The organism is Foetidibacter luteolus, assembly GCF_009650435.1.
GTDB lineage: Bacteria > Bacteroidota > Bacteroidia > Chitinophagales > Chitinophagaceae > Foetidibacter > Foetidibacter luteolus.
Window position 1 is genome coordinate 23,541 of record NZ_VVIP01000052.1, and the last position, 25,803, is coordinate 49,343.

Consider the following 25,803-nt stretch of genomic DNA (forward strand, 5'->3'; position numbering starts at 1 on the left):
TGATTACACAATTAGTAACCGGTAGCATGAAACCGGTAACTTACTTAAAAGAGAAATTAAACATACTCTATGCTTAGTAGAATAGCTGACTCTTTATTCTGGCTTAACCGTTATATGGAACGGGCAGATGGCTTGCTGTTGGTAACCAAAACAATCTATATTCTTTCGCTGGATAAGGGTGTGAACAACAACCTTACCTGGCGCCCTGTAATAGAAACTTTTACCCATGCGGAAGAAGACAAAATAGCGCTGCTGGAGAATAATACAGATGCTTCTCTAAACCTGCTGCTGGCCGATACCACCAATCTTAATTCGTTAAAAATACTCCTGACCCGTGCCCGGGAAAATGCCAGGGGCGTGCAGGATTATATAACCAAAGAAGTGTGGGAACAGGTTAACCAGATGTACCACCTGGTAAATAACCCTAACCTGCCCAATAAGCTTACCAGCTATTCGGCGCTGGAAACTATAGAAAACTTTTTGCGCAACAGCTTATTGTACACGGGTGTAACAGATATTACCATGCCCCGGGGCACTGGCTGGAGCTTTATGAACCTGGGCCGTTATATAGAGCGCTGCCTGCTTACCCTGGAAACCACAGACAAGCAATACGCTGATATACAGTACAACATAGCACAGCAAAACGATATATTGCAGTGGCGGTACCTGCTGCTTTCACTGTCTGGGTACGAGCTGCACCTGAAAACATACCGTACCAACAACTACAACAAAAACGTATTGCACCAGGTGTTGATTAACGAAAACTTTCCGCACTCCGTTCTTTACTCGTTAAGCCGCATAGGCAAATACCTTGAAACCGTGGTTAGTGAAAACAAGACACCTGATAATGAAGCTCTTTTGCGCCTATTTGGCCGCCTGTACAGCCGTGTAAAATATGTGGATTTCGATAGCCTTAACAGCAGTACCTTGCAGCAGTTTTTAACCGAGGTACGCTATGAACTGTTTGAATTCAGCAAACAGGTGGCGCATAACTTTTTCTCTTATTCATAAGCATATAAAATGCCCATATTCAGGATACATCACGTAACTAAATACGAGTACGACAGACCGGTAAAAGAGAGCATGAATGAAATAAAAATCTTTCCCTATCCATGCCCAGAACAGGAAACATTATCTCACGAAACAGCCATAAGCGGCCAGCCCGATGTTCAGTATTTTAAAGATTACTGGGGTAATAAGGCCGGCGTTTTCAGCCTGATGGCCCCGCACAAAGAAATGGTGATAGAGAGCCGGCTGGTGCTGCGTACCACGTCTTCCTCCCAGATACAGTTTAATTTTCATGCCGGCTTTGATGAACTGAAGCAGGACATGAAAGGCAAACTGCAGTTGCTGGAGCTGTCAACGCCCGAAAACATACAGTCGCAGCCGGAAATAGATAAAATTGTACAGCATTTTTACGAACCAGGTAAAAGCGTTGCACAGGTAACAGAGCAATGCTGCGAATACATTTTCAAGTATTTTAAATACATAAAAGGCATTACGGATATAGAGTCAACCGTGGATGAAATATTGGCGCACCGCAGCGGTGTTTGCCAGGATTTTGCCCATGTAATGCTGCAGGTGCTGCGTACATTGGGCATACCATCGCGTTATGTAAGCGGCTATATATGCCCCAACAAAAGCGGCATGCGCGGCGAGGGCGCTACCCATGCCTGGGTAGAAGCCTGGATGCCCGGCTATGGCTGGGCAGGTATAGACCCTACCAACAACGTATGGACCACTAATTCCCACATTAAGCTGGCTGTAGGACGCAGTTTTAAAGATTGCACCCCCGTGAAAGGTACGTTTAAGGGCCCTTCCAAACAGCGCCTTTCCATCCACGTTTCTGTTGGTTACGAGGATGGCCATGTGTTTGAAGAAGTGAACAATGTAAAAATGCATGTATCCCCTTCCGATTCTAAAGAGGAAATATTTGTTGATGAAAGCTTTGGACAGCAACAGCAGCAGCAACAACAACAATAAAAATTTTGCATTTGCAAGTAATTGCACTTAAATACCAGCATTAACCCTCGTGGCATCTTCGTTTCAAATATGATTCGTTGTGATTGGATCTTTCAACGAAAGAACCAATCATAATCAATCCGTTTATCTCCTGTGCAGATGGTATCGTCCCGTATCACCTGCAGTCAGCAAAGCCACCTGCCGGCAGGTTTAATTACAGCTATTAAGAACATGCTGTTGGTACTAAATAACTATGCCAGTATTTTTAGCAGCGCTTTTAGCTATTTTGTTGCAATTTGCAGCCCTGAAAAACATGGCTATGAAAGGATTTGCACTGTACAGGATACTTACGCTTTTGGTAAATGTTATTTGCACAATATTTGGTATGGGGCTTTTTTTCTTTTTAGGGGTTGTGTTTACCGAACCAGGGGTATTATTGCAGTTCCTGGTATTGCTGGCTGTAATGCTTTATGCATGGCATGCAAACAGGTTTTTGTTAAAGGTGCTTATTAAGAAAGAGCTAAGTACACGCAAGCACAGGGATTGGTTACAGGTAAACGCCATCGTTACTGTTATATTCTCCGCGGGAATCATTTTCCAGTCAATAAGCATTATGAACAACCCCACTGAAGCCCTTGAAATTATCAAGCAATTTCGGCATCCAAATCCTAAGCAATTATTAGAGAATGTAAGCATTGTTATGCTGGTAGTGGCAGGCATTTTATTAGCTCATGTTGCCTGGACTTACTTTCTTATCCGCAGGCATAAAGAATACTTTATCAACGAGAATATTTAGCTGTTGTTTCACGTATTTGCAGTAGTAGCGAAGAAGGACTCTATGCTAGGGCGGATGCTGAAAAACATCTAACTGCTGCAGTATCAGTATAGCTTATGGGGGTAGCTGGGTAACTGAATTATGCGAAGGGTATACGTAATGCTCCGGGATAATGTTTTAGTTGCTCAGTAAAGATATGGCGTACAAGTGTTCCAATCTTGCTGCTTTGCCACGCAAGATTGCTCAACCAAAGCCTCATAGTAGCAATCCTGCTGGTCCCATAAAAAAGCCAATGTCCGCGCAATCCTTGCCATTACTGGCTTTTAAAAATATTTTCTCCAAATTATTTGGTAGTGTTATCTCAAATCTTAATTTTGCCTATCAATTTAGTAGACTAATAATTTACCACCAGAAGTTTTACTAACAAGGTTTTAAAACAAGCGCAACCGGGCCTGCAAGCGGCCTGGTTATTCACCAATGAAAAATGCGTTTATGAGCACAACTAACATCATGCACCAACCCGGTGCAGCCAACCTGGTGGTATTTCACACCCCATCTGTTTCCTCCTGTTTTACACAACAAGATTGTTGTTGTACATGCTGTTGTTGATGCAAACATTTGCCTAAATACTTTGATGAAGTAATTGCCGGGCGTATGCTGCCATGCATGTATTGTAAATGGTGGTAAATTTATTAGCCATGCTGTGCTGCTATGCCCCGGCATCATCATTCTTCACTTAAAAATATTCTCCTTTAGCTGCGTTTAATGCCGGCTAATCGAATCAATACTATTTCCTGTTTAACAATCCATGCTGTCAGTAGTGCATTGGCGGCATGGCATCACTATCACTAAAACAACTGAAATGTTCCTCTTACAACACCGCGGCAAGCTGTTGGTAACCCTGCTGGTATTAATTGCCGGTACAGCATTGCCCCAAAACAATTTTGCGCAAACCTTAAAAGGAAGGATACTGGATGCCGACGGAAAAACGGCATTGGCAGGCGCTACCGTGCAGGTAAAAAATAAAAGCAATGTAACTGTTACAGATAACGAGGGCAATTATGAATTGACTGTTCCGTCTCTTCCTGTAACCATCCAGGTTAGCTATGTTGGTTACCCGCTTAGCGAATACCGCATAGCCAGCGCAGGCGAATTTAAAACCATACTTATTAAATCACAGCAGGATATTACAGAGAACGTGGTGGTTACCGCCGTAGGTATTAAGCGTTCTCAAAAAGCCCTGGGCTACAGTGTTTCTGAAGTAAAGGGAAAAGAGCTGGTACAGGCACGGGAGCCCAACCTGGTGGCAGCTTTAAGCGGCAAAGTGGCGGGCGTGCAAATCAATAATTCGGGTGGTTCTCCCGGTGGTTCCTCAACCATCAGGATAAGGGGTAATAACTCTTTGCTGGGCAACAACTTTCCACTGTTCATACTGGATGGTATTCCTATTGATAATTCCATACAGGATATCTCCGGCAATATCACCAACGTAAACTCACTGGCCACACCATCCAACCGCGGTGTTGATATCAACAGTGCGGATATCGCCAGCATTACCGTTCTTAAAGGTCCTGCTGCAGCCGCTTTATACGGCATACGTGCGGCCAATGGCGCTGTAGTAATTAATACCAAACGTGGCAGCGACTTAACTGACCGTAAACTGGCTGTTACCTATAGTGGCTCGCTTACCATTGACAAAATAAACCGGCGTTTGCAACCCCGTCAAAACACCTACTCCAATGGTTTAAACGGCCAGTATGTATTGCCTGGCGTAACAGGCAGCGATGAAAACTGGGGGGCTCTATTAGATACGCTTACTTACAGCGACCAACCCAGCGCCTTTGATAAGAACGGCGTTATTGTTGGCAGAAGCAACCCGTTATCAAATGGTAAGGCTGTTAACCGTTACAATAATGTAGACAACTTTTTTGTAACCGGTTATACCAAAGACCATAATGTAAGCCTGTACGGCAACACCGGCAATGCCGGGTATTACCTTTCTTATGGCAACTTAAAACAAACCGGTATAATACCTACAACTGATTTTTACCGTCACACTTTCCGCTTTAACGGAGACTTTAATGTAAGTGATAAACTAAAACTTACCGGCGGCGTTAACTACATACAGGATGGCGCACATAACCGTGCCCTGATGGGTGGCTTTAATACCAATGTTATCAGGGCGCTCATTAACTCTGCAACTAATTTCGATATCACCAACGGGCTGGATAAACCTTACGATAACCCTGATGCTTACAAGCTTCCTGCTACCGCTGCCAAACCCTGGGGCGCTTCCCGTGCTTATGCAGGCGGTATTGGTTGGGATAATCCATACTGGAGCCTTAACATGAACCCGCAATCAGACCAGCTTAACCGCTTCATCAGCTTTGCAGAAGCCAATTACGAAGTGTCAGGCTGGCTTAGGGCAACGGCACGTTATGGTATAGACAATTATACTGATGTACGCAAGGGCGCCTTCAGCCGGGGTACATCCGGCGTTGCCACTGGTACCATTAACGATGTGAACTATTCAAGAAGAGATAATAATGTTGACTTCCTGTTAAGCTCACAGCATCATTTGTCTGAAGATATTGGCATAAGCGTAGTGGCTGGCTACAACTATTATAACTCTTACCGCAATCAAATCAATACCCGCGGCGATGGTTTAACCATTCCCGGCAACTTTAATATTTCTAACGCTTCCACTACGCAAACAGTTAATACCACTATTCGCAAAGAGTTGGTGGCTGGCTACGCTGATATCAAGTTTGATTACAAAAAATGGCTGTACGTAGAAGCAACCGGCAGAAACGAATGGACATCTACGCTGGCAAAGGGTAAAAATTCTTTCTTCTATCCGTCTGTTGCCTCAAGCTTCATCTTTAGCGATGCACTCGGCCTTAACGGCGGCCTGCTTAGTTTTGGTAAAGTTCGTGCATCTTATGCGCAGGTGGGTAACGATGCAGACCCGTACTCATTACAAACGTATTACATACCCACCAGTGCCGGGGGCATCATTCAAAGCAGCATTAGTTTTCCGTTCAATGGTTCGCAGGGTTTAAGTTCCAGCAGCACGCTTGGCAACCCTAACCTTAAGCCGGAACGCATTACTACCTGGGAGGTAGGCACAGAATTACACTTCTTCAAAAACTACACAGTGCTTGATGCAGCCTATTATCACAACAGCAGTAAAGACCAGATTATTCCCGTATCACTGCCAAACTCTACTGGCGCTTCAAGCTCCATCATCAATGCAGGTAACATTGTTAACCGTGGTATAGAAATCACTTTGCAGCAAACTATCATCAAGAATAAAAACTTCGGATGGAATGCTACAGCGCTTTTCAACAAAAACATCAGTAAGGTTAATTATATCACCAACAGCATTACCAATGTAAGCCTTGGCGGTATATGGATGGAGGCCCGCGGCCAGGCCGGCGACCCCTATGGCACTTTCTACGGCATAGACGTAGCCCGCAACGACAAAGGCCAGGTGATTATAGACGACAACACGTCAAGCGCCAACTATGGTTATCCGGTTGTAAATTCCACCTTCACCAAAATTGGTGACCCCAATCCCAAATTTAACCTGGGCTTGCGTAATGAATTCAAGGCCGGTGCTTTCACACTTTCCTTCCTGTTAGATGCACGTTTTGGTTTCGACATCTTCAATGCACCGCGTTTGCAAATGGTGTACAATGGTGTAGATGAGTCAACTGCTGCAAGGGGTACTAATACTGTATTCGAGGGTGTAACACAATCAAAAGGCGAAGTAAATACTATTCCCGCTGTGTTAAGCCAGGCATGGTACCGCAAAACTTTCAGCATACAGGGCCTTTACATAGAGCATGATCTATACTGGGTTAAATTGAAAGATGTTAACCTTACGTATGATATCCCCCAAAGCTTTTTAAAGCCGCTTAAAATACAGGCCGCCAGTTTCACGCTTACTGCAAGAAACTTTCTGCTGGGCACCAATTATACCGGCAGCGATCCTGATTTAGGTACACGTAACGGTCTTGCCAATTATGCAGGTATAGATTTCTGGACAACGCCAAACACACACAGCATCGGCGCGGCATTAAATGTTACTTTTTAAAAGTAATTGGGATTTATAAATTATTAAGCTCTTTATCACTCATCGTTTGGCTCCCTCTCCCATAGGAGAGGGCCGGGGGTGAGGTTTAAACAATACTATCATGAAACAACATACAAAATATTTGGGGCTGTCAGCAGCAAAACAACATGCAACTGCAGTCCGGGCTATCCGTTCCAAGTCCTCACCCTCCTTCGTCGGGTTGCGGGCTTTCCACTCCTATCCCGCAGCCATTCGGCTTAAGAATGTCTATGGGGCAATAGTGCTGCTGGCTGTATTTGCTCTTGCCTCCTGCGATTTGCAGAAGACCAACGTAAATCCCAATGCATCTTCAGAAGTATCGCTTAGCGCTGTACTAACCGGCGCCGAAGTGTCCCTTGCTTTCAACATTGGCGCCAACGGGGCTATCGCTACCAACACGTTTATACAACAAACCTCTGGCGCCAATGGCGATGCGGCGGGGCTGGATAACTACACCATATCGCCTTCTTACTACAACAGCACCTGGGGCAGTTTTTACACCGGCGTTCTGGAAGAATTGAAAATTCTACAGAAAACCGCATCGGAAAGGCAATTGCCTTATTACAGCGGTGTAGCAAGGGTGTTGTCATCATTTACTTTTGGCGCCCTCACTGATATATTTGGAGACATCCCTTACACAGAATCCTTGTATGGTAATGGTATAGTAAACCCTAAGTATGACAAACAGCAGGATATCTATGCTGCCATACAATTGCAACTGGATTCTGCCATTACAGAATTATCAAAACCCGTATCTGATAATATAGGTGCTACACCTGCAACAGATGATTTAATCTTCGGAGGCGCTACCGCCAAATGGATTGCAACAGCATATACGCTAAAGGCCAGGTATGCATTGCATTTAACAAAGCTGGGTGCTAAAGACGCAGCGCAGAAAGCATTGTCTTTCCTGTATGATGGCGCTAACTATCGCGGCATCGCAAGTTCATCGGCGGATGCGCAGGTGTTGTTTGGTTCAGCGGCTACCAATGCCAACCCTTTTTACCAGCAACAGGTAAACAGGCCGGGCTGGGTTGGTCTGGGTGCATCTTTTGTAAACCTTTTAAATGGTAATAAAGTAACCGATGCAAATACTACCCCTGAGGGAACTTATGTTGACCCACGCCGGGCATACTTCGCCACTAATTTCCCAGCAGGCAGCAGCACCTACCAGGGCAGTACCGCAGGAGTGCCCGGTGCAAAATCTGTAATTGGCCCTTATTACGGCACTGCTACATCACCGGTAAACCTGGTTACGTACAGCGAAGCCAAGTTTATTGAAGCAGAAGCAAGGATTATTATAAATCCTTCAGACCCTTTGGCACAAACCGCATTGCAGGAGGCAGTGAAAGGTTCTTTTGCCAAGGTTGTTACCAACGCCAACGACCCATATTCTTCTGCCCAAAAGCAAGCGGATTATATCAATGCCAAAGCATCGCTTACCGGCAACTTCAATGCAGATTTGGAAACCATCATTACCCAAAAATATATCGCTTTGTTCCTTCAGCCGGAAGTATGGGCAGATTACAGGAGAACAGGTTATCCTGCATTGCCGCTGGCGCAAAATGCAACATCTGCGGCCAACCCGAATGGCTTAATTCCAAGAAGGATTTTATATCCGCAGAATGAAACATCATTGAACAGCAATGCACCAGCGGGCTCAACCTATCAAACTCCTAAGTTGTGGTGGGATAATTAACCCTATCCCCTAAAGGGGTAAGAATCGTTGCCGCGTACCGGTTACGGGTTACCGGCCAGATGTATGCGGAAAGATGAAAACTCACGCAAAGAACGCAGAGGCGCAAAGAAAGAAGAAATAAGAAAAGCCTTTGCGACTTAGCGGGCTTTGCGTGAGATGCTCTACGGCTTTAACCAAAGTGAAGCATAATAATCAGCAGGCATCCTTAAAAAAAACTGTTGCACCCAAAACCTAAAGATGCCCATTGATATACAGATGAAAGGTTTGCGACGCAAGGGACGATACCATGAATGATAAAGCTGGTATCAAAAAAAAATTGAAAAACAACGCTCAATACTTATCCGGGATGCCTCTTGTGGTGAGGATGTATGGACTTTAGAATTGCGTGTTGATGATTGTATGTTGAATACTTAAAAGAATGAAACGGATGAATTTTAAGAAACATCTTTTTTTGTTGGTGATGGTTGTTGCTGGTCTGGTTGATTTAAAAGCACAAGATAAACGCCCACCTAATTTTATCATCATCCTCGCGGATGATTTAGGCTATGGCGATTTAGGTAGCTATGGACATCCCACCATTAGAACACCCCATCTTGATACGCTGGCGCAGCAGGGGATACGGTTTACGCAGTTTTACGTTGCGGCCAATGTATGCTCACCCAGCCGGGCCGGTTTATTAACAGGCAGGTTGCCGGTGCGTACCGGTGTTACAGGTGGTTTGGGTGTGTTCTTTCCGCATTCGGCAACAGGGTTGCCAACATCTGAGGTGACCATTGCCAAAGCATTAAAAGCAAAGGGTTACAGCACCGGCATTGTTGGTAAATGGCACCTGGGAAGCAAGCCTCAATACCTGCCCAACAATTATGGCTTTGATGAATATTTCGGAATTCCTTATTCCAACGATATGATACCGGGCAACAATAATATCCCTTATCCGCCGCTGCCGTTGTACCATAACAGCCAGGTGCTTGAAACAAACCCTGACCAGCACCAGTTGACCAAACGTTATACAGAGGCTTCTATAGATTTTATCAGAACAAACAAAGACAAGCCTTTCTTTTTATACTATCCCAACAATGCGCCACATGTGCCTTTGTATGCATCCAACGATTTTGATGGCAAAAGCAAACGCGGCTTGTATGGTGATGTTGTGCAGGAACTGGACTGGAGTGTGGGCCGCATTATACAAACATTAAAAGGGCTAAAGCTGGATGATAACACGTTCGTTTTATTTCTTAGTGACAATGGCCCCTGGTTAACTGAAAAAGAGAACGGTGGTTCCGCAGGGTTATTAGCGGATGGTAAAGCCTCTACCTATGAAGGTGGCATGCGTGTGCCTGCTATTGGGTGGTGGCCTGGCACTATACAACCTGCGGTAAGCACATCGCTGGCAAGCAGCCTGGATGTTTTGCCTACCCTGTTACATTGGGCAGGTACGCCCCTGCCTGCTGACAGACCGTTGGATGGGTTTGATATCGGCGACTTGTTTACGGGCAAAAAAGAATCAATAAGGGAGATTTTCTACTACTATAATTCAGATAAGTTATTTGCCATACGCAAAGGGGTGTGGAAGGCAAACTTTACTACCCACTCCGGGTATAACCCAAAGTTGCCGGAGCCGCACGACCCGCCGCTTATCTACAACCTGGAGAATGACCCTTCTGAGAAATACAATATTGCATCCACGCATCCGGAACTGGTGCAGGAATTTAAAAAGTTATATGCGGAACAGGTGGAGAAAGTGAAGCCTGCGCCATCTGAGCTTGCCAAATTTGAGGAGGGGCCCGTGAACGAAGCTTTTAAAGCTTTGATTAAGCAAAGGGAAGCGCAAAGCAAACTGAAACAGGATTAAGTGCTGCAGATTATAGGCTTGCTGTATGCACAGAGATAAAAACTCACACAAAGAACTAAGAAATAAGAAAAGCCTTTGCGCCTTGGCGGCCTTTGCGTGAGATGCTCTAACCGGATTCAGCGAATGTGAATTACGATAATCAACAGGCATAAATAAAAAAACCTGTTGCACCCGCAGCCTGAAGATGCCCATTGATATACAGATGAAAGGATTGCGACGCAAGGAACGATGCCATGAATGATGAAGCTGGTATTTAAAGAAAGACAAACATTCAACAACTATGCTCAATAATAGAAAATCACTACAGCTACTAACTACCGCGGTTGCAATTGCAGCAATGCATACCGCTACTGCACAGTACAGCCCTAAACCTGTTTTTAAAGGCAATGCGGGTAAAACGCTGGCAGAATCAACACCTGGCAATACCGTGTTTAATCCTATTGCGCCACAAGGTGCGCCGAATGTGCTGTACATTATGCTGGATGATGTTGGCTTTGGCGCCAGCAGCGCTTTTGGCGGCCTGGTGGAAACGCCCACTTTTGACAGCCTTGCCAATAACGGGCTGCGCTTTACCAATTTTCACACAACAGCTATATGTTCGCCTACCAGAGCTTCGCTGCTTACAGGGCGTAACCATCATTCAGTAAATATTCCTACAGTAATAGATGCAGCGGTTGATTATCCAGGCCACAATGGTTATATGCCTTTTGAAAAAGGTACCATTGCGGAAATAGCACGTGAGAATGGGTATAACACATTTGCTGTGGGTAAATGGCATGTAACACCTTCTCCGGATGCCACGCCGGCCGGCCCCTTTAACCGCTGGCCCACTGGCCGTGGCTTTGACAGGTTCTATGGTTTTCTTGCCGGCGAAACAGACCAGTACACACCCATGTTGTGGGAGAACAATAATAAAATTGAGCCCGACCTGCAGGGCAGGCATTTAACAACAGTACTGGTTGATAAAGCCATTGAATATATAGCAGGCCAAAAATCTTCAGCTCCCGGCAAGCCGTTCTTCTTATACCTAACGCCCGGCGCTACACATGGCCCACACCAGGTAGACCGCGAATGGATAAACAAATACAAAGGCCGTTTTGACCAGGGCTGGGACAAGTATCGTGAAGAAGTATTGGCCAGGCAAAAAAAGCTGGGCATTGTTCCGCAGAATGTTACCATACCACCGCGTAACCCGGGTATAAAGCCATGGGATTCTCTGTCTGCATTAGAGAAAAAAGTGTTTGCAAGGTTCTTTGAAGCTTATGCGGGCTTTTTATCTCAAACAGATTATGAAATAGGCCGGCTGATAAACTACCTAAAAGAAATCAACCAGCTTAATAACACATTGGTAGTGCTGATTATAGGCGACAATGGCGCCAGTAAAGAAGGCGGGTTAACAGGCCATGCGCAGGGCATTAATGAATACATAGACCGTAGCGTGTTTACAGAAAATTATGAAGACCGCATTAATGAGATAGCGAAACTGTATGACGATATAGGTACCGCTAAAACAGGCCCTAACTACCCGGAAGGATGGGCGCAGGCCGCCAATACACCATTCCGTTACCTTAAGCAGGATGCCAACAGCGAAGGCGGCACACGCAACCCGTTGGTATTATTCTGGCCGGATGGCATAAAGGAAAGAGGTGTGCGTTCGCAGTATTCACATGTAAATAGTGTAACGCCAACAGTTATAGAGCTGGCTAATCTTAAGGTGCCTGAGGTCATCAATGGCTACAAGCAGGAACCCCTGGAAGGTATAAGCTTTGCTTATACTGTTAAAGATGAAAAAGCAGCCGGCAGGCACCATGTACAATACTATGAAATTGCAGGTGGGCGCTCTATATACAAAGACGGCTGGAAGGCCGAAGTGTATCATCGCAACGGCACGCCTTTTAGTACAGACAAATGGGAATTATACAATCTTAACGACGACTTTAATGAGCAAAACAACCTGGCGGCTAAAGAAGCGGGTAAGCTTAAAGAACTGGAGGATTTGTTTGATGCCGAAGCGATAAAGTATAATGTGTACCCATTGCTGGGAGATACATCGCTGCGGCCTTTTTTCCAGTTAACTAAAGGCCCCTTTGCTACACGCAGGCAGGCCATATTGTACCCGGGCATCACACAATTGCCAACCCTGTCAGGCCCACCATTGCAGCAGCATTCTTTTAGTATAAAGGCAGATGTTGAAATATCCGGCGATAACGCTGAAGGTGTATTGTTCGCTGCCGGCGGAAGGTTTACCGGTTTAAGCTTCTTTGTACACAATGGCAGGCTAAAAGTGGTGCATAATAACAACGGCAAGCTGGTTACGCTGGAGGCATCGCAGCCTGTAACAAAAGGCAAAGCCATATTGCGCTACGACCTGAATTATACGCCTGCAAAAAATCTTACCGATGCTGCAGGCACAGAGGCCTTGTATATTAATGATGTTAAAGTAGCGGAGAGAATAATTACAAAGGCGGATGCTACCATTATGCCTTATGATGAAGGGCTTGATGTGGGCCGCGACAATGGTTCGGCGGTATCGCCATTGTACCAGTCGCCGTTCGTCTTTACAGGAAAGCTGAACAAAGTGATCATTGATTATTAAGAAAGCAATTATGAGCCCAACTGCATAACTACTATTATGCATCGTTGCGTCGCACTCTTGTACGACTGGTTCGCTACTCTCCATATTGGTACAGGCTGAGTAAACAACGGCAACATAAGAGGCTAATTATAAACCATAAAAACAAAAGGCAATGACTTTATCTGACATCTACCTGCTGGCAAGAAAAATTGTGGTTGGCATTATCATCTTCCTGGTGCCGCTGGCGATAATTTCCGGCATACTCTGGCTGTTGCAAAATGTGCTGCTCAGGTAAAATACACATTAGGTTAAATAGCTATTCACCATTGACTATTCACTTGTTAAAGATTATTATATGCCAATAGAAAAAGATACTGCCCGGAAAATAACACGGGACATACTTGTTAGCCTTTTGCTGTATGCATTACCTGTATTACTGATGTTGCTTAGTTTTTACTTTACCGGCGAGAGGCCCTGGAAAGAAAAAAAACAGGAAACAGCAAAAAGCAGGTAGCGTTGTAAACGATCAATCGCAACTCAGTATTGGCCACTCACCAATCAGTGCTGTTTAGTTAAGATTGTCAGCCTGAGCCTGTCGAAGGCGGATGCATGAAAAGTAAAGCATATAAGCGGTTTCGACAAGCTCAACCTGACATTGGTTGCTTAACTAAGCGGAATTGATTCACCATTCACGACTAAATCATCTAAACATGATACATTACATCGAACAAATTTTCCGCAACCTCGGTACATGGGGCTTGCCTGTTATTATGCTCATTGTGGGCATCATTGAATTCGCTTATGGTTTGTATGACAATCATTGGTCAAAAAATGAACGCATCCTTGATATCGTTTGCTTCATTGCGCCCAAACTTATCATCAGGCCGATGATAGCCTATTTCGGGTTGAAATTTTTACCGGTACTATTGCCCGGCGCAAAAGATGCGTTTTCCTGGGTGCCGTTCTGGTGGGCATTTCTCATCATAGCTGTAGCTGATGATTTAACACAATACTGGTACCACCGGCTGCACCACCAGGTGCCCTGGCTATGGAGGTTTCACCGCACACATCATTCCGCGCCTTACATGGGTATGGCAATGGCCAGCAGGCAAAATGTTATTTATACTATTTTCTTTTCGCAGATTTACTTAACTACTGCGCTTACATACCTGGGCCTTGGTTACGCGGCATTATTTGTAACAGGCATTAAATCTTTAATTACAACAGCGGCCCACAGCAGCATTAAATGGGATAAACCTTTTTATACCATCAAATGGTTAAAGCCCATTGGCTGGGTAATGGAAAGATTGATATCAACACCTGCCACCCATCATGCGCACCATGCTGATACAGATGGAGATGGTGTTGGCCACTACAAAGGCAACTTTGGCAACATGTTTTTTATATGGGACCTGATTTTCAAAACCGGTATCATCACCCGTAAGTATCCGTCATCTTATGGTATTAAACATTACGGCCAGGAGGAGTGGTATGCGCAATTTGCATGGCCCCTGTTCAAATCTAAAGTAGAGGGCAGTGAACTGTCTAAGAATGGCCCAGAAGTAGGCGATGAAATACCGGTTGAGCACCGTCGTAACGAAACAGACGAGCCATTGGTTGCTGTACCAGCATAATGAACGTAGGGATTGCCCGGATAAATAAGTAATGAAAAAATAAGAGACTAATGAATAAAAAAAGATTGTTTGTTCTTTCAGCATTTTTTGCAGGGTTGTTTGCAGACGATATAAAAGCGCAGGCAAAGGAGCATCCCAACGTGATTATTATTTATGCGGATGACCTTGGCTGGAGCCAGTTATCCTCCTATGGTAATACAAAAGTACAAACCCCTAACATAGACGCTATTGGCAAGGAAGGTGTTCGGTTTACCCAGGCCTATGCATCAGCGCCAATATGTTCTCCATCAAGGATGGGTCTGTTAACCGGCCGTTACCAGCAAAGGTTTGGCGGAGAATTTCTTGTGCCGGAACTGCATTCAACAACACTTACCGACCCGGAGCTTATCCAGAAGATTAAAGCCGACGCGATTGAAAGGAAAGCACAAACAGAAAGCAATATTGATCTGGAAGCATACAAAAAAATTAAGAAAGGGATACCGGAATCAGAAGTGCTTATCAGCCAGTTGTTCAAGCAGGCGGGTTATGCAACAGGTGCAATCGGCAAATGGCATGCGGGTGAAGAGGAAGGCTTAAAGCCCTGGCAACGTGGTTTTGATTATTATTACGGCATGCTAACCTGGGGCTCTATTTATGCAGGAGTTGACCAGCCCAATATCCTTACCCGGTCTTTTCATTTTCATACCAACCTTGCCAAAACCACCAAACGGGAAGGTTCTATTAACATTGTACGCAATGGGGAAGTAGTAGAAGAAAAAGAGTATATAACGGACCGCCTTGGGGATGAAGCTGTAGGTTTTATTGACCGGAACAAAGACAAGCCTTTCTTTTTGTATGTGCCCTTTAATGCGCCGCATGACCCCTTCCAGGCAAAGAAGGAAGATTTTGATGCCATTACCACCACAACAGACACAACAGAACGCATTTACCTGGCCATGGTAAAATCGCTTGACGACGCTGTAGGCCGCATATTGAATAAGCTGAAAGAAGAAGGGCTGGATAATAACACCCTTATCTTTTTCGGCAGCGATAATGGCGGGGCCTCTTACACCGGGCAAATGAAAAATGACCCGTTAAAAGGCGGTAAGCTCAGCCATTTTGAAGGAGGCATACGTGTACCCTTGCTGTTACGCTACCCGGGTAAAATACCTGCCGGTAAAACTTACGATTTACCTGTAAGCAACCTGGATATTTTTGCAACCGCCGTTGCCGCCGCCGGTGCACAACTGCCCAAGGGCAAGGTGTACGATGGGGCTAACCTGGTGCCTTATGTAAGCGGGGAAAGCAACGGAAGACCACATGAAACGTTGTTTTGGCGTAACGGCTTTTCAAAAGCGGTGCGCAAGGGCGATTGGAAACTGTATGTAAATGAGCGCAACGGTAAAACGCTGCTTTATAATATCGCCGATGATATAAGTGAAGAAAAAGATTTGGCCGTGGCTAATCCTGCCAAAGTAAAAGAGTTGCAGGGTGCTCTTAAAAACTGGGAAAGCCAGTTGGCCAAACCCGTATGGCCATTTATAAGAACTGAGGCTATACCCGGTCTGGATGCAGCTTATTACTTTCCTATATAAAAGCGCCATTCGTGTTCAATACAATACATGCTAAGCCGGTAGCCGCAAACTACCGGCTTTATTTTTGATACCCTGTCTGGACCACGATTTTACATCTGATTGGGGTGATTATCCTGAAAGCAGGATGAAGTCTTGGGAGAGGTAAAGTCAGGAGCATCGGAAAAATCCGGTTAAAATCGTGATGAGGTGATTATGCTGAAAGTAGAAGGAATTGTCAGCAAAGGTTAAAAGTCAGGCGCATCGGAAAATCCGGCTAAAATCGTGGTAGGGCTGCATAGAGAACAGAATGTACAAGAGTGCGACGCAACGATGCCTCATAGTAGTTTCTACAGCCTGGCCCATAAAAAACTGCACAATAAAGCGTAAGCTTTATACTGCTAAAAGCTGTTTATTTGTTTGCTCAAAAGGAAATTGTCGCTTATGGAACCAGGGAACAAAACACCCAATGCATTAATAAACGAAACAAGTCCATACCTGTTACAGCATGCCTACAACCCTGTTGAGTGGTATCCCTGGGGCAGGGAAGCACTGGAACGTTCGGTAAAAGAAGATAAACCCATCCTCGTAAGCATTGGCTACTCTGCCTGCCACTGGTGCCATGTAATGGAGCGGGAAAGTTTTGAGGATGCGGCCACAGCAGAAATAATGAACAGGTTCTTTATCAATATTAAAATAGACAGGGAAGAACGCCCCGACCTGGACCATATTTATATGGATGCCGTACAGGCCATGACGGGCAGCGGGGGCTGGCCACTCAATGTATTTCTCACGCCTGACAAAAAGCCTTTTTACGGCGGCACTTATTTTCCGCCGGTAAAAGCCTTTAACCGTATGAGCTGGCGGGAAACACTATACGCTGTTAACGATGCTTACCGCAACCGGCGGGATGAAATTGAACAACAGGCAGGTAACCTTACAGAACATTTGGTAGCTTCTAACTCCTTCGGCATCCGCAAACCCGGCGAACAAGAGGATGAGCCGCTTTTTTCAAGCGAAAATACAAACCTTGCCGCGCAGAACATTCTTACACAAGGCGATAAAACATGGGGCGGCTTTGGCAGGGCGCCAAAATTTCCGCAAACCTTTTCTATACAATACCTGTTACAGCATTACTATTATACAAAACAGGAAGCATCGTTACAGCAGGCGTTGCTTAGCCTTGACAAAATGATACAGGGAGGCATTTACGACCACCTGGGCGGTGGCTTTGCCCGGTACAGTACCGATGAAAAATGGCTGGCCCCGCATTTTGAGAAAATGCTGTACGACAATGCTCTGCTGATTTCCACACTGGCAGATGCTTATCTTGTAACAGGCAAAAAGCTGTATGCGCAGGCCATCAGTCAGTCAGTTAGTTTTATTGAAAGGGAGATGCTGCACCCCTCTGGCGGTTTTTATAGTGCGTTGGATGCGGACAGCGAAGGGGTGGAAGGCAAGTTTTACACATGGAGTAAAAGTGAGATACAGGAAATACTTGGCGGCGACGCGGATATTTTTTGCGAGGTATATAATATAACTGAAACGGGTAACTGGGAGCATACCAACCTCATCTGGCTGCCGGTTGCAATGGAAGAAAAGGCCGTTGCCATGGGCTTACCGTTGCACGAACTGGAAGAAAAACTGGCTGTTTGCCGTAAAAAATTGCTGGCGGAGCGGGATAAAAGAATCCGTCCCGGCCTGGATGACAAAATTTTACTTGGCTGGAATGCCCTGATGATAACCGCCTTTGCCAAAGCTTATGCTGCGCTGCAGGATGAAAAATACCTGGCGATGGCGGAAGCAAACCTTCATTTTCTTGAAAATAACCTGCAAGGTGCGGAAGGTAGCTGGTACCATAGTTGGAAAGACAACCGCCCCGGCAGCCCGGCTTTCTTAGACGATTATTCCCACCTTATCCAGGCATACCTGCAGTTGCAGGAGGTTACAGGCAATCATGATTACCTATACAAAGCCCGGCAGTTGGCGGAAACAGTCGTCAGCAATTTTAGCGAGGAGGACAATACTTTTTTTTACTTTACCAGCCTTGATCAGCAGGATGTGCTGGTGCGTAAAAAAGAGGTGTACGATGGCGCAACCCCATCAGGAAACGCGGTGATGGCCCAAAACCTGTATTACCTTTCTGTTATTTTTAACCTTCCGGCCTGGCAAAGCCGCAGTATCAATATGTTACTTTCTTTGGGTAAGGCGGTTGTGCGTTATCCAACATCGTTTGGGGTGTGGGCCTCTTTATTACAATCTGTTACACATGGTATTAGCGAGGTTGCCATTGTAGGGCAGGATGCGTTTACATTGCTCCGGCAGTTAAACGGGCATTATGTACCATCACGCATAACCCTGGCTGTTACCCGGGAAAATAACGAATTTGCGTTGCTGCAGGCTAAGGCCGCTGTGGAAGGCGAAACATGGATGTTCCTGTGTAAAAACTATGCCTGCAGGCAGCCGGTAGGTTCTATGGAAGAATTTCTTAAACTTGTGCAAACGCCATCTTAAAAAAAATCGTTTCTTATACAATAACCTTGTATTATTGCCGTTTTTTTAAGGTTAGAGGCTTAGTTTTAACAACTTTTAAAAAAGCTTCGGAACGGTCAGCAGATTTGTAGCGTATGGTTTTTGGTGTCGGGCTGACGGTTTTTTATGGCGGCCCAGTTGCGTCGCACTACGTTCATCGTTCCGTTTTTCATGGCGACATTTAAGCGGGTATTAATCGTTTACGGGTGGGTTTTTATCATTCAGCCGGTAAATTTGTCCTCCCATTTTACTAAAAGGGGAGGGGTAAAAAAGAAGGGAATTTGTGCGTTTCGTGTAGAAAATCCCCGGTTTTTTAAACAAAACGGGGTAAAAAAATTAAGATTTGATAAAGAATCATTGAACCAGTCTTAAAATATTGACAGATGTCAAAAAAGCTAATTAAATCATTACATTTGCTAAATACCCCATTAATCAGTTAAGATAGATGAAAAACCAACTCTTATCGCTTATATCAATTCTGGCCCTTACCGTCGTTGCGGGTGGGTGTTTTAAAAAGGGAAAAAGTAAGGGGTTACCTGATAATGGTCAACTTGTTGGTGTATCCTCTTCAGCTAAAATGAGTGCAACCAAGCCGGTGGGTATGGTATATGTTCCGCCCGGCACCTTTCACATGGGGCCCAGTGATGAAGACATCAATTACAATTTTACATCCCGCAATAAGCAGGTTTCCATAGCAGGGTTCTGGATGGACGCTACCGAAATCACCAATAACGAGTACCGCCAGTTTGTATGGTGGACACGTGATTCCGTAGCGGCACTGGAGCTTGGGTTTTTCAAAACCGGTGCAAATGGGGATACCGCTATTGACTGGGCCAAAGCCCGTACCATTAAATGGGGCGACAGGGCTACTATGGAAAAACTCAACAAACTGGTTTTAGCGCCTGATAACAGGTTGTACAATAAAATGGAGTTGGATCCGCTGAAAATTGAATACAGCGTACAGGGCTTCGACCTTAAGGAAGCCGCCAAAAGAGAAAATGCACGCCAGCCCCGTTCTTCCTTTATTTTCCGTTACAAAGAAGCAGTATATCCTGATACGCTCGTTTGGATGAGGGATTTCTCTTATTCTTACAACGAGCCCATGACCAAACGTTATTTCAACCATCCTTCTTTCGGCAATTATCCCGTAGTAGGTGTTACCTGGAAACAGGCCATCGCCTTCTGTAGCTGGAGAACACAGTATATGAACAGTTTCCTGGAAAGGAAAAAGTTTGCTGTGGAAAGTGATTTCCGCCTGCCTTCAGAAGCGGAATGGGAATATGCGGCCCGCGGCGGACGCACACAGTCTATGTTCCCCTGGGGTAACTATTACCTGAGAAATAAGAAAGGCTGTTTGCTGGCCAACTTTAAGCCCGGTCGTGGCAATTATCCTGAAGACGGTGGTTTTTATACCGTGCGGGCAGATGCTTACTGGCCTAACGACTTCGGCCTTTACAACATGGCCGGTAATGTGGCTGAATGGACTGGTTCTTATTACTATGAAGGTTCTTATAATTTCCAACACGATATGAACCCTGATGTTCGTTACAACGCAAAAGACTCCGATCCTCCGCGCATGAAGCGTAAAGTGGTAAGGGGTGGTAGCTGGAAAGATGTAGGGTACTTCCTGCAAACCAGCACCCGTTCTTACGAATACCAGGACACGGCAAAATCCTACATCGGTTTCCGCTGTGTAATTGATTTACCTGCTCAAATGAGAAAGTAAGTAAAAAACTAAACGCTGTCCTTTGAAGAAGACACCACTCACTTAAAGGCGCTTTCCATTATTATTTTGTTACAGTAAAAATTCAAAATCCATCATTAAAAATCGTAAAAATGGCAGCTGCAATTCCTCCGAAAGTTAGTAGAGTAGTAGACATTTTTGTATCCATTGCTGCGGCAATAGTTATTGTGGGCGCTTTATTTAAACTTCAGCACTGGGAAGGTGCTGACACCATGTTGATTGTGGGTTTAGGTACCGAAGCTATCGTATTCGCAATATATGGTATTCTTTATATGCGCTATCCTGCAATAGATGACCACCAGGTAAAAATTGCAGGGGAACCTGCGGGCAATCCTGCTTTAAAAAGTATGGAAAAAATGCTGGCGGAAGCAGACATTACCCCCTCTAATTTATCAAAACTTAGCAGTGGTTTCCAAAAGCTGGGAACTACAGTAGAAAAAATGGGAGATATAGGTGATGCAGTTTCTGCAACAGGTGATTACGCCAAAAAAACAAAAGAAGCTACCCAGGCACTTTCTTCCGTTAAGGATGCTTATCTGGCAACTTCCAATTCGCTTAATGCCTTCAATAGTGCTTCTGAAAGCACAAAGGTTTTCCACGACCAGATACAGGTTCTAACCAAGAACCTTTCTTCTTTAAATACCATTTATGAACTGGAGTTGCAGGAAAGCAATAATCACCTGAAGACACTCAACCAGTTCTATGGTAAGCTTGCTCAGGCTTCTGCTGCCATGACAGGTACCGCAGAAGATGCACAGAAGGCCAAAGAGCAAATTGCTGTATTGGCAACAAACCTTGGAAAATTGAACCAGGTGTACGGTAATATGCTTACTGCTATGCAGGGCAGATAATGTATTCTCTGAAAACAGAATTTCGAAATCGTATATCCTACTATAAAAAATTGATTTGATTATATGGCACTACCTAAGGAGCCACGGCAAAAAATGATTAACCTGATGTATTTGGTGCTTACTGCATTGTTGGCATTGAATGTATCAGCGGAAATCCTGAACGCTTTTAGAACGGTTAATACCAGCTTGAATAATGCGAGTAGTGTGATTGATCAGAAGAATGCAGCTCTGTTTAAATCTTTTCAGGAAAAGTTAAAGGATGAAAAAACTAAAGAGCAGGCGGCAAAATGGCAGCCAAAAGCATTGGAAGCTAAGCGGCTTGCAGACAACATATATAATTATGTTGAGAGCTTGAAATTAAGATTGAAAACAGAGTCGGGCCTCGAAATAAAAAATGGAGTTGAAACCTACAAAGAAGATGAAACAAATGTACCCACTAGGGTGATGATTGAGGGCGGAGATCCACAGGCAAAAGTTTTATACCAGCGATTAAAGTCGTTCAAGGATTCTTTACTAAACATAGATCCTGAAATCAAGTCGGCATATCAAAATTCATTGCCCATTGATTTGAGTATACCTAAAACGCAGAATTCTGGTAATAATTCGTGGGAAGCCGCTTATTTTAGAATGACCCCTACTATTGCTGCAATTACCATTTTAAGTAAATTTCAAAACGATATTAAAAACAGTGAAGCACAAGTAGTAGATTTTTTGCACCGTAAAGTTGGCGAAGTACAGTTTGTTACTGATACTTATCAGCCATTAATTGGGCAGAGCTCAAATTATTTGATGCCTGGCCAAGAGTTAACAATAACGGCTGGTATAGGTGCTTACAATAGCGCTGCAAAACCAACTGTAACTGTTGATGGCTCCGCTGCCAATCCTAATTCTTCAGGTATTCCTGAAGTTAAATTTAACGTTGGTGGGCCTGGTTCTTATACTAAAACAGTACATATTACGTTTAGAAATCAATTAACAAACCAACTGGAAAGTAAGGATTATAAAGTCGAATATACTGTTGGGTCTCCCACCGGGGCCAGTGTAAGTGCGGATGCTGTAAAAGTTTTGTATATCGGTTTAGATAATCCTATTACAGTAAGCGGGGGTAATGTTGGTGATGAAAGGGTAACTATCTCTATTGACAATGGAACCGCAACAAAGACTTCTGCCGGAAAATATATGATCAGACCTGGGAAAGCAGGGAATGCTACAATTACCGTGAATGCGGATGGAAAATCAACTCCGTTCCCTTTTAAAGTTAAGGATGTACCAGATCCTATCGCTATGGTTGGCCAGAGTAAAGGTGGCCGTATGAGGGTTAATGATTTTAAAGCGCAGGCAGGTGTTAGGGCAGTCTTGGAAAATTTTGTTTTTGACGGAGTTAAATTTAATGTTGTAAGCTATACAATTGTGTTTACAGGTGCTGGTTTCTCTCCCCTTCAATTTAGGGAGGTAACAGGAGAAAGGTTTGATCCTGTAAGAAGCCTCATAGAGAATTGCAGGGTAGGCACTACCGTAACAATTGATGAAATTAAGGCTTCCGGACCAGGAGGAACGAGGGATATTCCACCGATAGTATTTAACTTATTTTAATATACTGAACATGATGCGTCTGAAATATTCAAAATGGGTTCTGGTGCTGCTTTTTGCTGCATTAGTTACTGATTCCGTTACAGCTCAGCGTCGCACAAGACGCAGAACAGGCGGTAGCGCTTACGGAAATCAGCAGCAGACAAACAACTCTGGGTATGGCAATCCCGATACTACACGCAACCCCTCCCAGTCTGCTTATGGCAATGCAGCACCCGCCGGGCCTGCGTTTGACACTACTTTGCCTATCAACAGGGTTCAGTCTTCTGGCGGAGGATTGTTCGATAGCGTAAAAATGTCTTTACGTAATGATGCAGCCATTGAGCGCTCATTAGTTAAAGAGAGGACGCCACTTGATTACGAAAACTTGAGAGAGGATGATGCGGTTTACCGGGTAAGGGTTTGGCGTGAAATTGACATACGTGAAAAAATAAACCTGCCTTTCAGGTATGCTGCAACTGAAGATAATGGTGGCCAGCGTTTTATTAGCATCCTGCTTACTGCGATAAAGCAAGAAGGTATTACAGCTTTCAGCAGCGATGATGACCGGTTTACTACGCCAATCACCCCTGAAGATGCTATCAAAGCTTTTGGCGGGGGAGAGGACACTGCAAAAAAATACGATCTTGATGGAAATGTTATTGGCTACGAAATAAGGCCAAAACCTTTATCTCCCGATTCTGTTTACAAGTTTAGGCTAAAGGAAGAGTGGATATTTGACAAGGAATCAAGCCGGATGTTTGTACGTGTATTGGGAATAGCTCCGGTTATGCCTTATAAACTTTCAACCGGCCAGGCATTGGAAAACAGTGAAAGACCCCTGTGGTGGGTTTACTACCCCGACTTACGCCCTGTACTTTCCAAATTCGAGGTCTACAATCCCAAAAACTTCGGTGCGAGGATGACTTGGGAAGAACTTTTTGAAGGCCGCATGTTTAGCAGTTATATAGTTAAATCAACCATTGACAATCCTTACGACAGGGCACTGGCTGACTATGTAAAAGACCCGCTCTTCAGGTTGTTGGAAGGCGAAAAAATCAAAGACAAAATATTCGACTACGAGCAGTCGTTATGGTCTTACTAGTACAAATTTTAAAAAATATCATAACAATTTCAAACCCCGCTTATAGCGGGGTTTTTTTATGGGGATAAACTTATAATTATTTAGTTACCAATTAGTTATAAAAGGATGCTTTTTTTAAAAAAAGCTTATAAAAAAACTTGTACAATCCAAATTGATATCTAACTTTGTTCTCGGTTTTTCATAGGATATTGGATTTTAAAACGGGGTAGGATTTCCATCCAAGCCCCTTTTTTATTTTAGTACTATCTTATCTTGTTCTGTTTTTAATTTAGTTGATAATCAATTATTTACGTCGGTTTTCCAGTTTTCATGTATTTTATATTTCGTTGAAATAAATGCCTTTCTAATAAAAGATAGGCAGATTTTTAATATCAAAGTTTATAAATGCTAAACAAGCATTTTTTGAAATCGGAGATTTTTACTCATTTTTTTTTCAGTTTTAATGCACCGTTATTTCCTGCCTATGCCTGCATTTCCTGTAAGTGCCTTTTAAGTATGTTTGCTGCAAATAAAAATTCATGTCCTTAGAGTTCATAGATTCCATCATAGATTTTCTCGAACCGGTTAATAAGTATGAACTGTCCCGGGATGAAGGGTACAAGGATGTTCAATTGGGAAAACATATTAACGCCTTTGAAGAGTATTTTCCTGATATAAGCACGGCCGATATTGTATTGGTGGGCTGTAATGATTATCGTGGAGAAGGTATTCCCGCCAGGTCAGCCAATGCCGCCGATGCTGTCAGGGCAGCTTTTTACAGTTTATTTCACTGGCATACAGAGGTAGTGGTGGCCGATGCGGGCAATGTAAAAACGGGCGCTACTTTGCAGGATACGTATGCGGCTTTAAGGGCTGTGGTATCAGAACTTATCCAGCAGGGTAAAAGGGTGGTGATATTGGGTGGCTCTCACGATTTAACCATAGCCCAATACGAAGTGTATGCCCGCCAGCAACAGATTATCGAAGCTACCTGCGTAGATGCTGCTATAGACCTTCAGATTGAAAGCCGTTTGCCCATAGATACCTTTCTTTTCAGGCTGTTAACCAGCGAGCCTAATTTTCTTAAGCATTACAACCACATCGGTTTTCAAAGCTACCTGGTACACCCCAATATGCTCGAGACCATTGATAAACTTAGGTTCGATTGCTTCAGGGTTGGCAAGGTAAAGGAAAATATAACAGAAATGGAGCCGGTTATACGCAATTCCGATATGTTCAGCTTCGATATATCGGCCATACAGCACAGCCATGCACCGGCCAACCGCCTTACGCCCAACGGGTTTAATGGCGAGGAAGCCTGCACCCTTATGCAATATGCCGGCATGAGCCCGAACATCAGCAGCTTTGGCATTTATGGTTATCACCCGGACAGGGACGAGCATAATTTAACCGCCAAACAAATAAGCCACATGCTCTGGTATCTCATGGACGGCATTTACAAGGGCAAACAGGAAGCCCTGCTGGAGCACCGGGAAGATTTTAATGAATTCAACCTGGCATTTGCCGAAATGCAATCAGTTTTTTTGCAAAGCAAAAAAACAGGCCGCTGGTGGGTACAACTGCCCGATGGCAAATTTATCGCCTGCAGTTATCATGATTACCTTGCCGCGTCCAATAACGACATTCCTGAAAGATGGCTGAGGGCGGTAGAAAGAAGTTGAGGTAAAGTGGCGGATGTCAAATATTTAATAAATAAGTTGATGGGGGTGTCCCCAAGCTATCGCAAGGGGCCGGGCTTTTCGCTGCAAGTCCTCACTCATGGCTTCGTACCTCAGCCATTCGCTGCGGGCTTTCCGCTTCAATCCCTCACCCGTAGGTGACGCTTCCTGCTTTATTTG

General features: G+C 44.4%; 17 protein-coding genes. All 17 read left to right on the plus strand.

Annotated elements, in window-relative coordinates:
* The first annotated feature begins 69 nt into the window (after nt 1-69).
* The 17 genes from F0364_RS16320 to F0364_RS16390 all read left to right on the plus strand — a co-directional run bounded on the left by F0364_RS16320 (nt 70) and on the right by F0364_RS16390 (nt 25,626).
* Nucleotides 70-1,011: an alpha-E domain-containing protein gene (locus tag F0364_RS16320; protein ID WP_153798873.1), complete on the plus strand. Its 942-nt coding sequence runs from the start codon at nt 70-72 to the stop codon at nt 1,009-1,011.
* Between the two features lie 9 nt (nt 1,012-1,020).
* Nucleotides 1,021-1,983, plus strand: coding sequence for a transglutaminase family protein (locus tag F0364_RS16325; protein WP_153798874.1), 963 nt, complete (start codon nt 1,021-1,023; stop codon nt 1,981-1,983).
* 298 nt (nt 1,984-2,281) lie between these two features.
* Complete coding sequence (locus F0364_RS16330; protein ID WP_153798875.1) at nt 2,282-2,758, plus strand: hypothetical protein; 477 nt, start codon at nt 2,282-2,284, stop codon at nt 2,756-2,758.
* 841 nt (nt 2,759-3,599) lie between these two features.
* On the plus strand, nt 3,600-6,836 hold the full coding sequence (locus tag F0364_RS16335; RefSeq protein WP_207632720.1) for a SusC/RagA family TonB-linked outer membrane protein: 3,237 nt from the start codon (nt 3,600-3,602) through the stop codon (nt 6,834-6,836).
* Nucleotides 6,837-6,936: 100 nt separating this feature from the next.
* Nucleotides 6,937-8,553, plus strand: coding sequence for a SusD/RagB family nutrient-binding outer membrane lipoprotein (locus F0364_RS16340; protein WP_153798877.1), 1,617 nt, complete (start codon nt 6,937-6,939; stop codon nt 8,551-8,553).
* A gap of 418 nt (nt 8,554-8,971) precedes the next feature.
* Nucleotides 8,972-10,405, plus strand: coding sequence for a sulfatase family protein (locus tag F0364_RS16345; RefSeq protein WP_207632721.1), 1,434 nt, complete (start codon nt 8,972-8,974; stop codon nt 10,403-10,405).
* 280 nt (nt 10,406-10,685) lie between these two features.
* Complete coding sequence (locus F0364_RS16350) at nt 10,686-13,001, plus strand: arylsulfatase (protein WP_153798879.1); 2,316 nt, start codon at nt 10,686-10,688, stop codon at nt 12,999-13,001.
* A gap of 151 nt (nt 13,002-13,152) precedes the next feature.
* Entirely contained in the window at nt 13,153-13,275 is a 123-nt protein-coding gene (locus F0364_RS29320) for a hypothetical protein (RefSeq protein WP_262885387.1), read from the plus strand.
* A gap of 60 nt (nt 13,276-13,335) precedes the next feature.
* Nucleotides 13,336-13,494: a hypothetical protein gene (locus F0364_RS28990; RefSeq protein ID WP_207632722.1), complete on the plus strand. Its 159-nt coding sequence runs from the start codon at nt 13,336-13,338 to the stop codon at nt 13,492-13,494.
* A gap of 196 nt (nt 13,495-13,690) precedes the next feature.
* Nucleotides 13,691-14,614 (plus strand): sterol desaturase family protein, encoded by a 924-nt coding sequence (locus tag F0364_RS16355; protein ID WP_153798880.1) that lies wholly within the window; start codon nt 13,691-13,693, stop codon nt 14,612-14,614.
* Between the two features lie 50 nt (nt 14,615-14,664).
* A complete protein-coding gene (locus F0364_RS16360) occupies nt 14,665-16,188 on the plus strand; it encodes a sulfatase-like hydrolase/transferase (protein WP_153798881.1) in 1,524 nt (507 codons plus the stop codon).
* A 420-nt stretch (nt 16,189-16,608) separates the two neighbouring features.
* Nucleotides 16,609-18,678: a thioredoxin domain-containing protein gene (locus F0364_RS16365; RefSeq protein WP_153798882.1), complete on the plus strand. Its 2,070-nt coding sequence runs from the start codon at nt 16,609-16,611 to the stop codon at nt 18,676-18,678.
* A gap of 463 nt (nt 18,679-19,141) precedes the next feature.
* Nucleotides 19,142-20,422 (plus strand): T9SS ring complex lipoprotein PorK/GldK, encoded by a 1,281-nt coding sequence (gene porK / locus F0364_RS16370; RefSeq protein ID WP_153798883.1) that lies wholly within the window; start codon nt 19,142-19,144, stop codon nt 20,420-20,422.
* Between the two features lie 110 nt (nt 20,423-20,532).
* Complete coding sequence (gene porL, locus F0364_RS16375) at nt 20,533-21,291, plus strand: type IX secretion system motor protein PorL/GldL (protein WP_153798884.1); 759 nt, start codon at nt 20,533-20,535, stop codon at nt 21,289-21,291.
* A 63-nt stretch (nt 21,292-21,354) separates the two neighbouring features.
* Complete coding sequence (gene porM / locus F0364_RS16380) at nt 21,355-22,884, plus strand: type IX secretion system motor protein PorM/GldM (RefSeq protein WP_153798885.1); 1,530 nt, start codon at nt 21,355-21,357, stop codon at nt 22,882-22,884.
* Nucleotides 22,885-22,894: 10 nt separating this feature from the next.
* Entirely contained in the window at nt 22,895-23,965 is a 1,071-nt protein-coding gene (porN, locus tag F0364_RS16385; RefSeq protein WP_153798886.1) for a type IX secretion system ring subunit PorN/GldN, read from the plus strand.
* 518 nt (nt 23,966-24,483) lie between these two features.
* Nucleotides 24,484-25,626, plus strand: coding sequence for a formimidoylglutamase (locus tag F0364_RS16390; protein ID WP_153798887.1), 1,143 nt, complete (start codon nt 24,484-24,486; stop codon nt 25,624-25,626).
* Nucleotides 25,627-25,803: the final 177 nt, after the last annotated feature.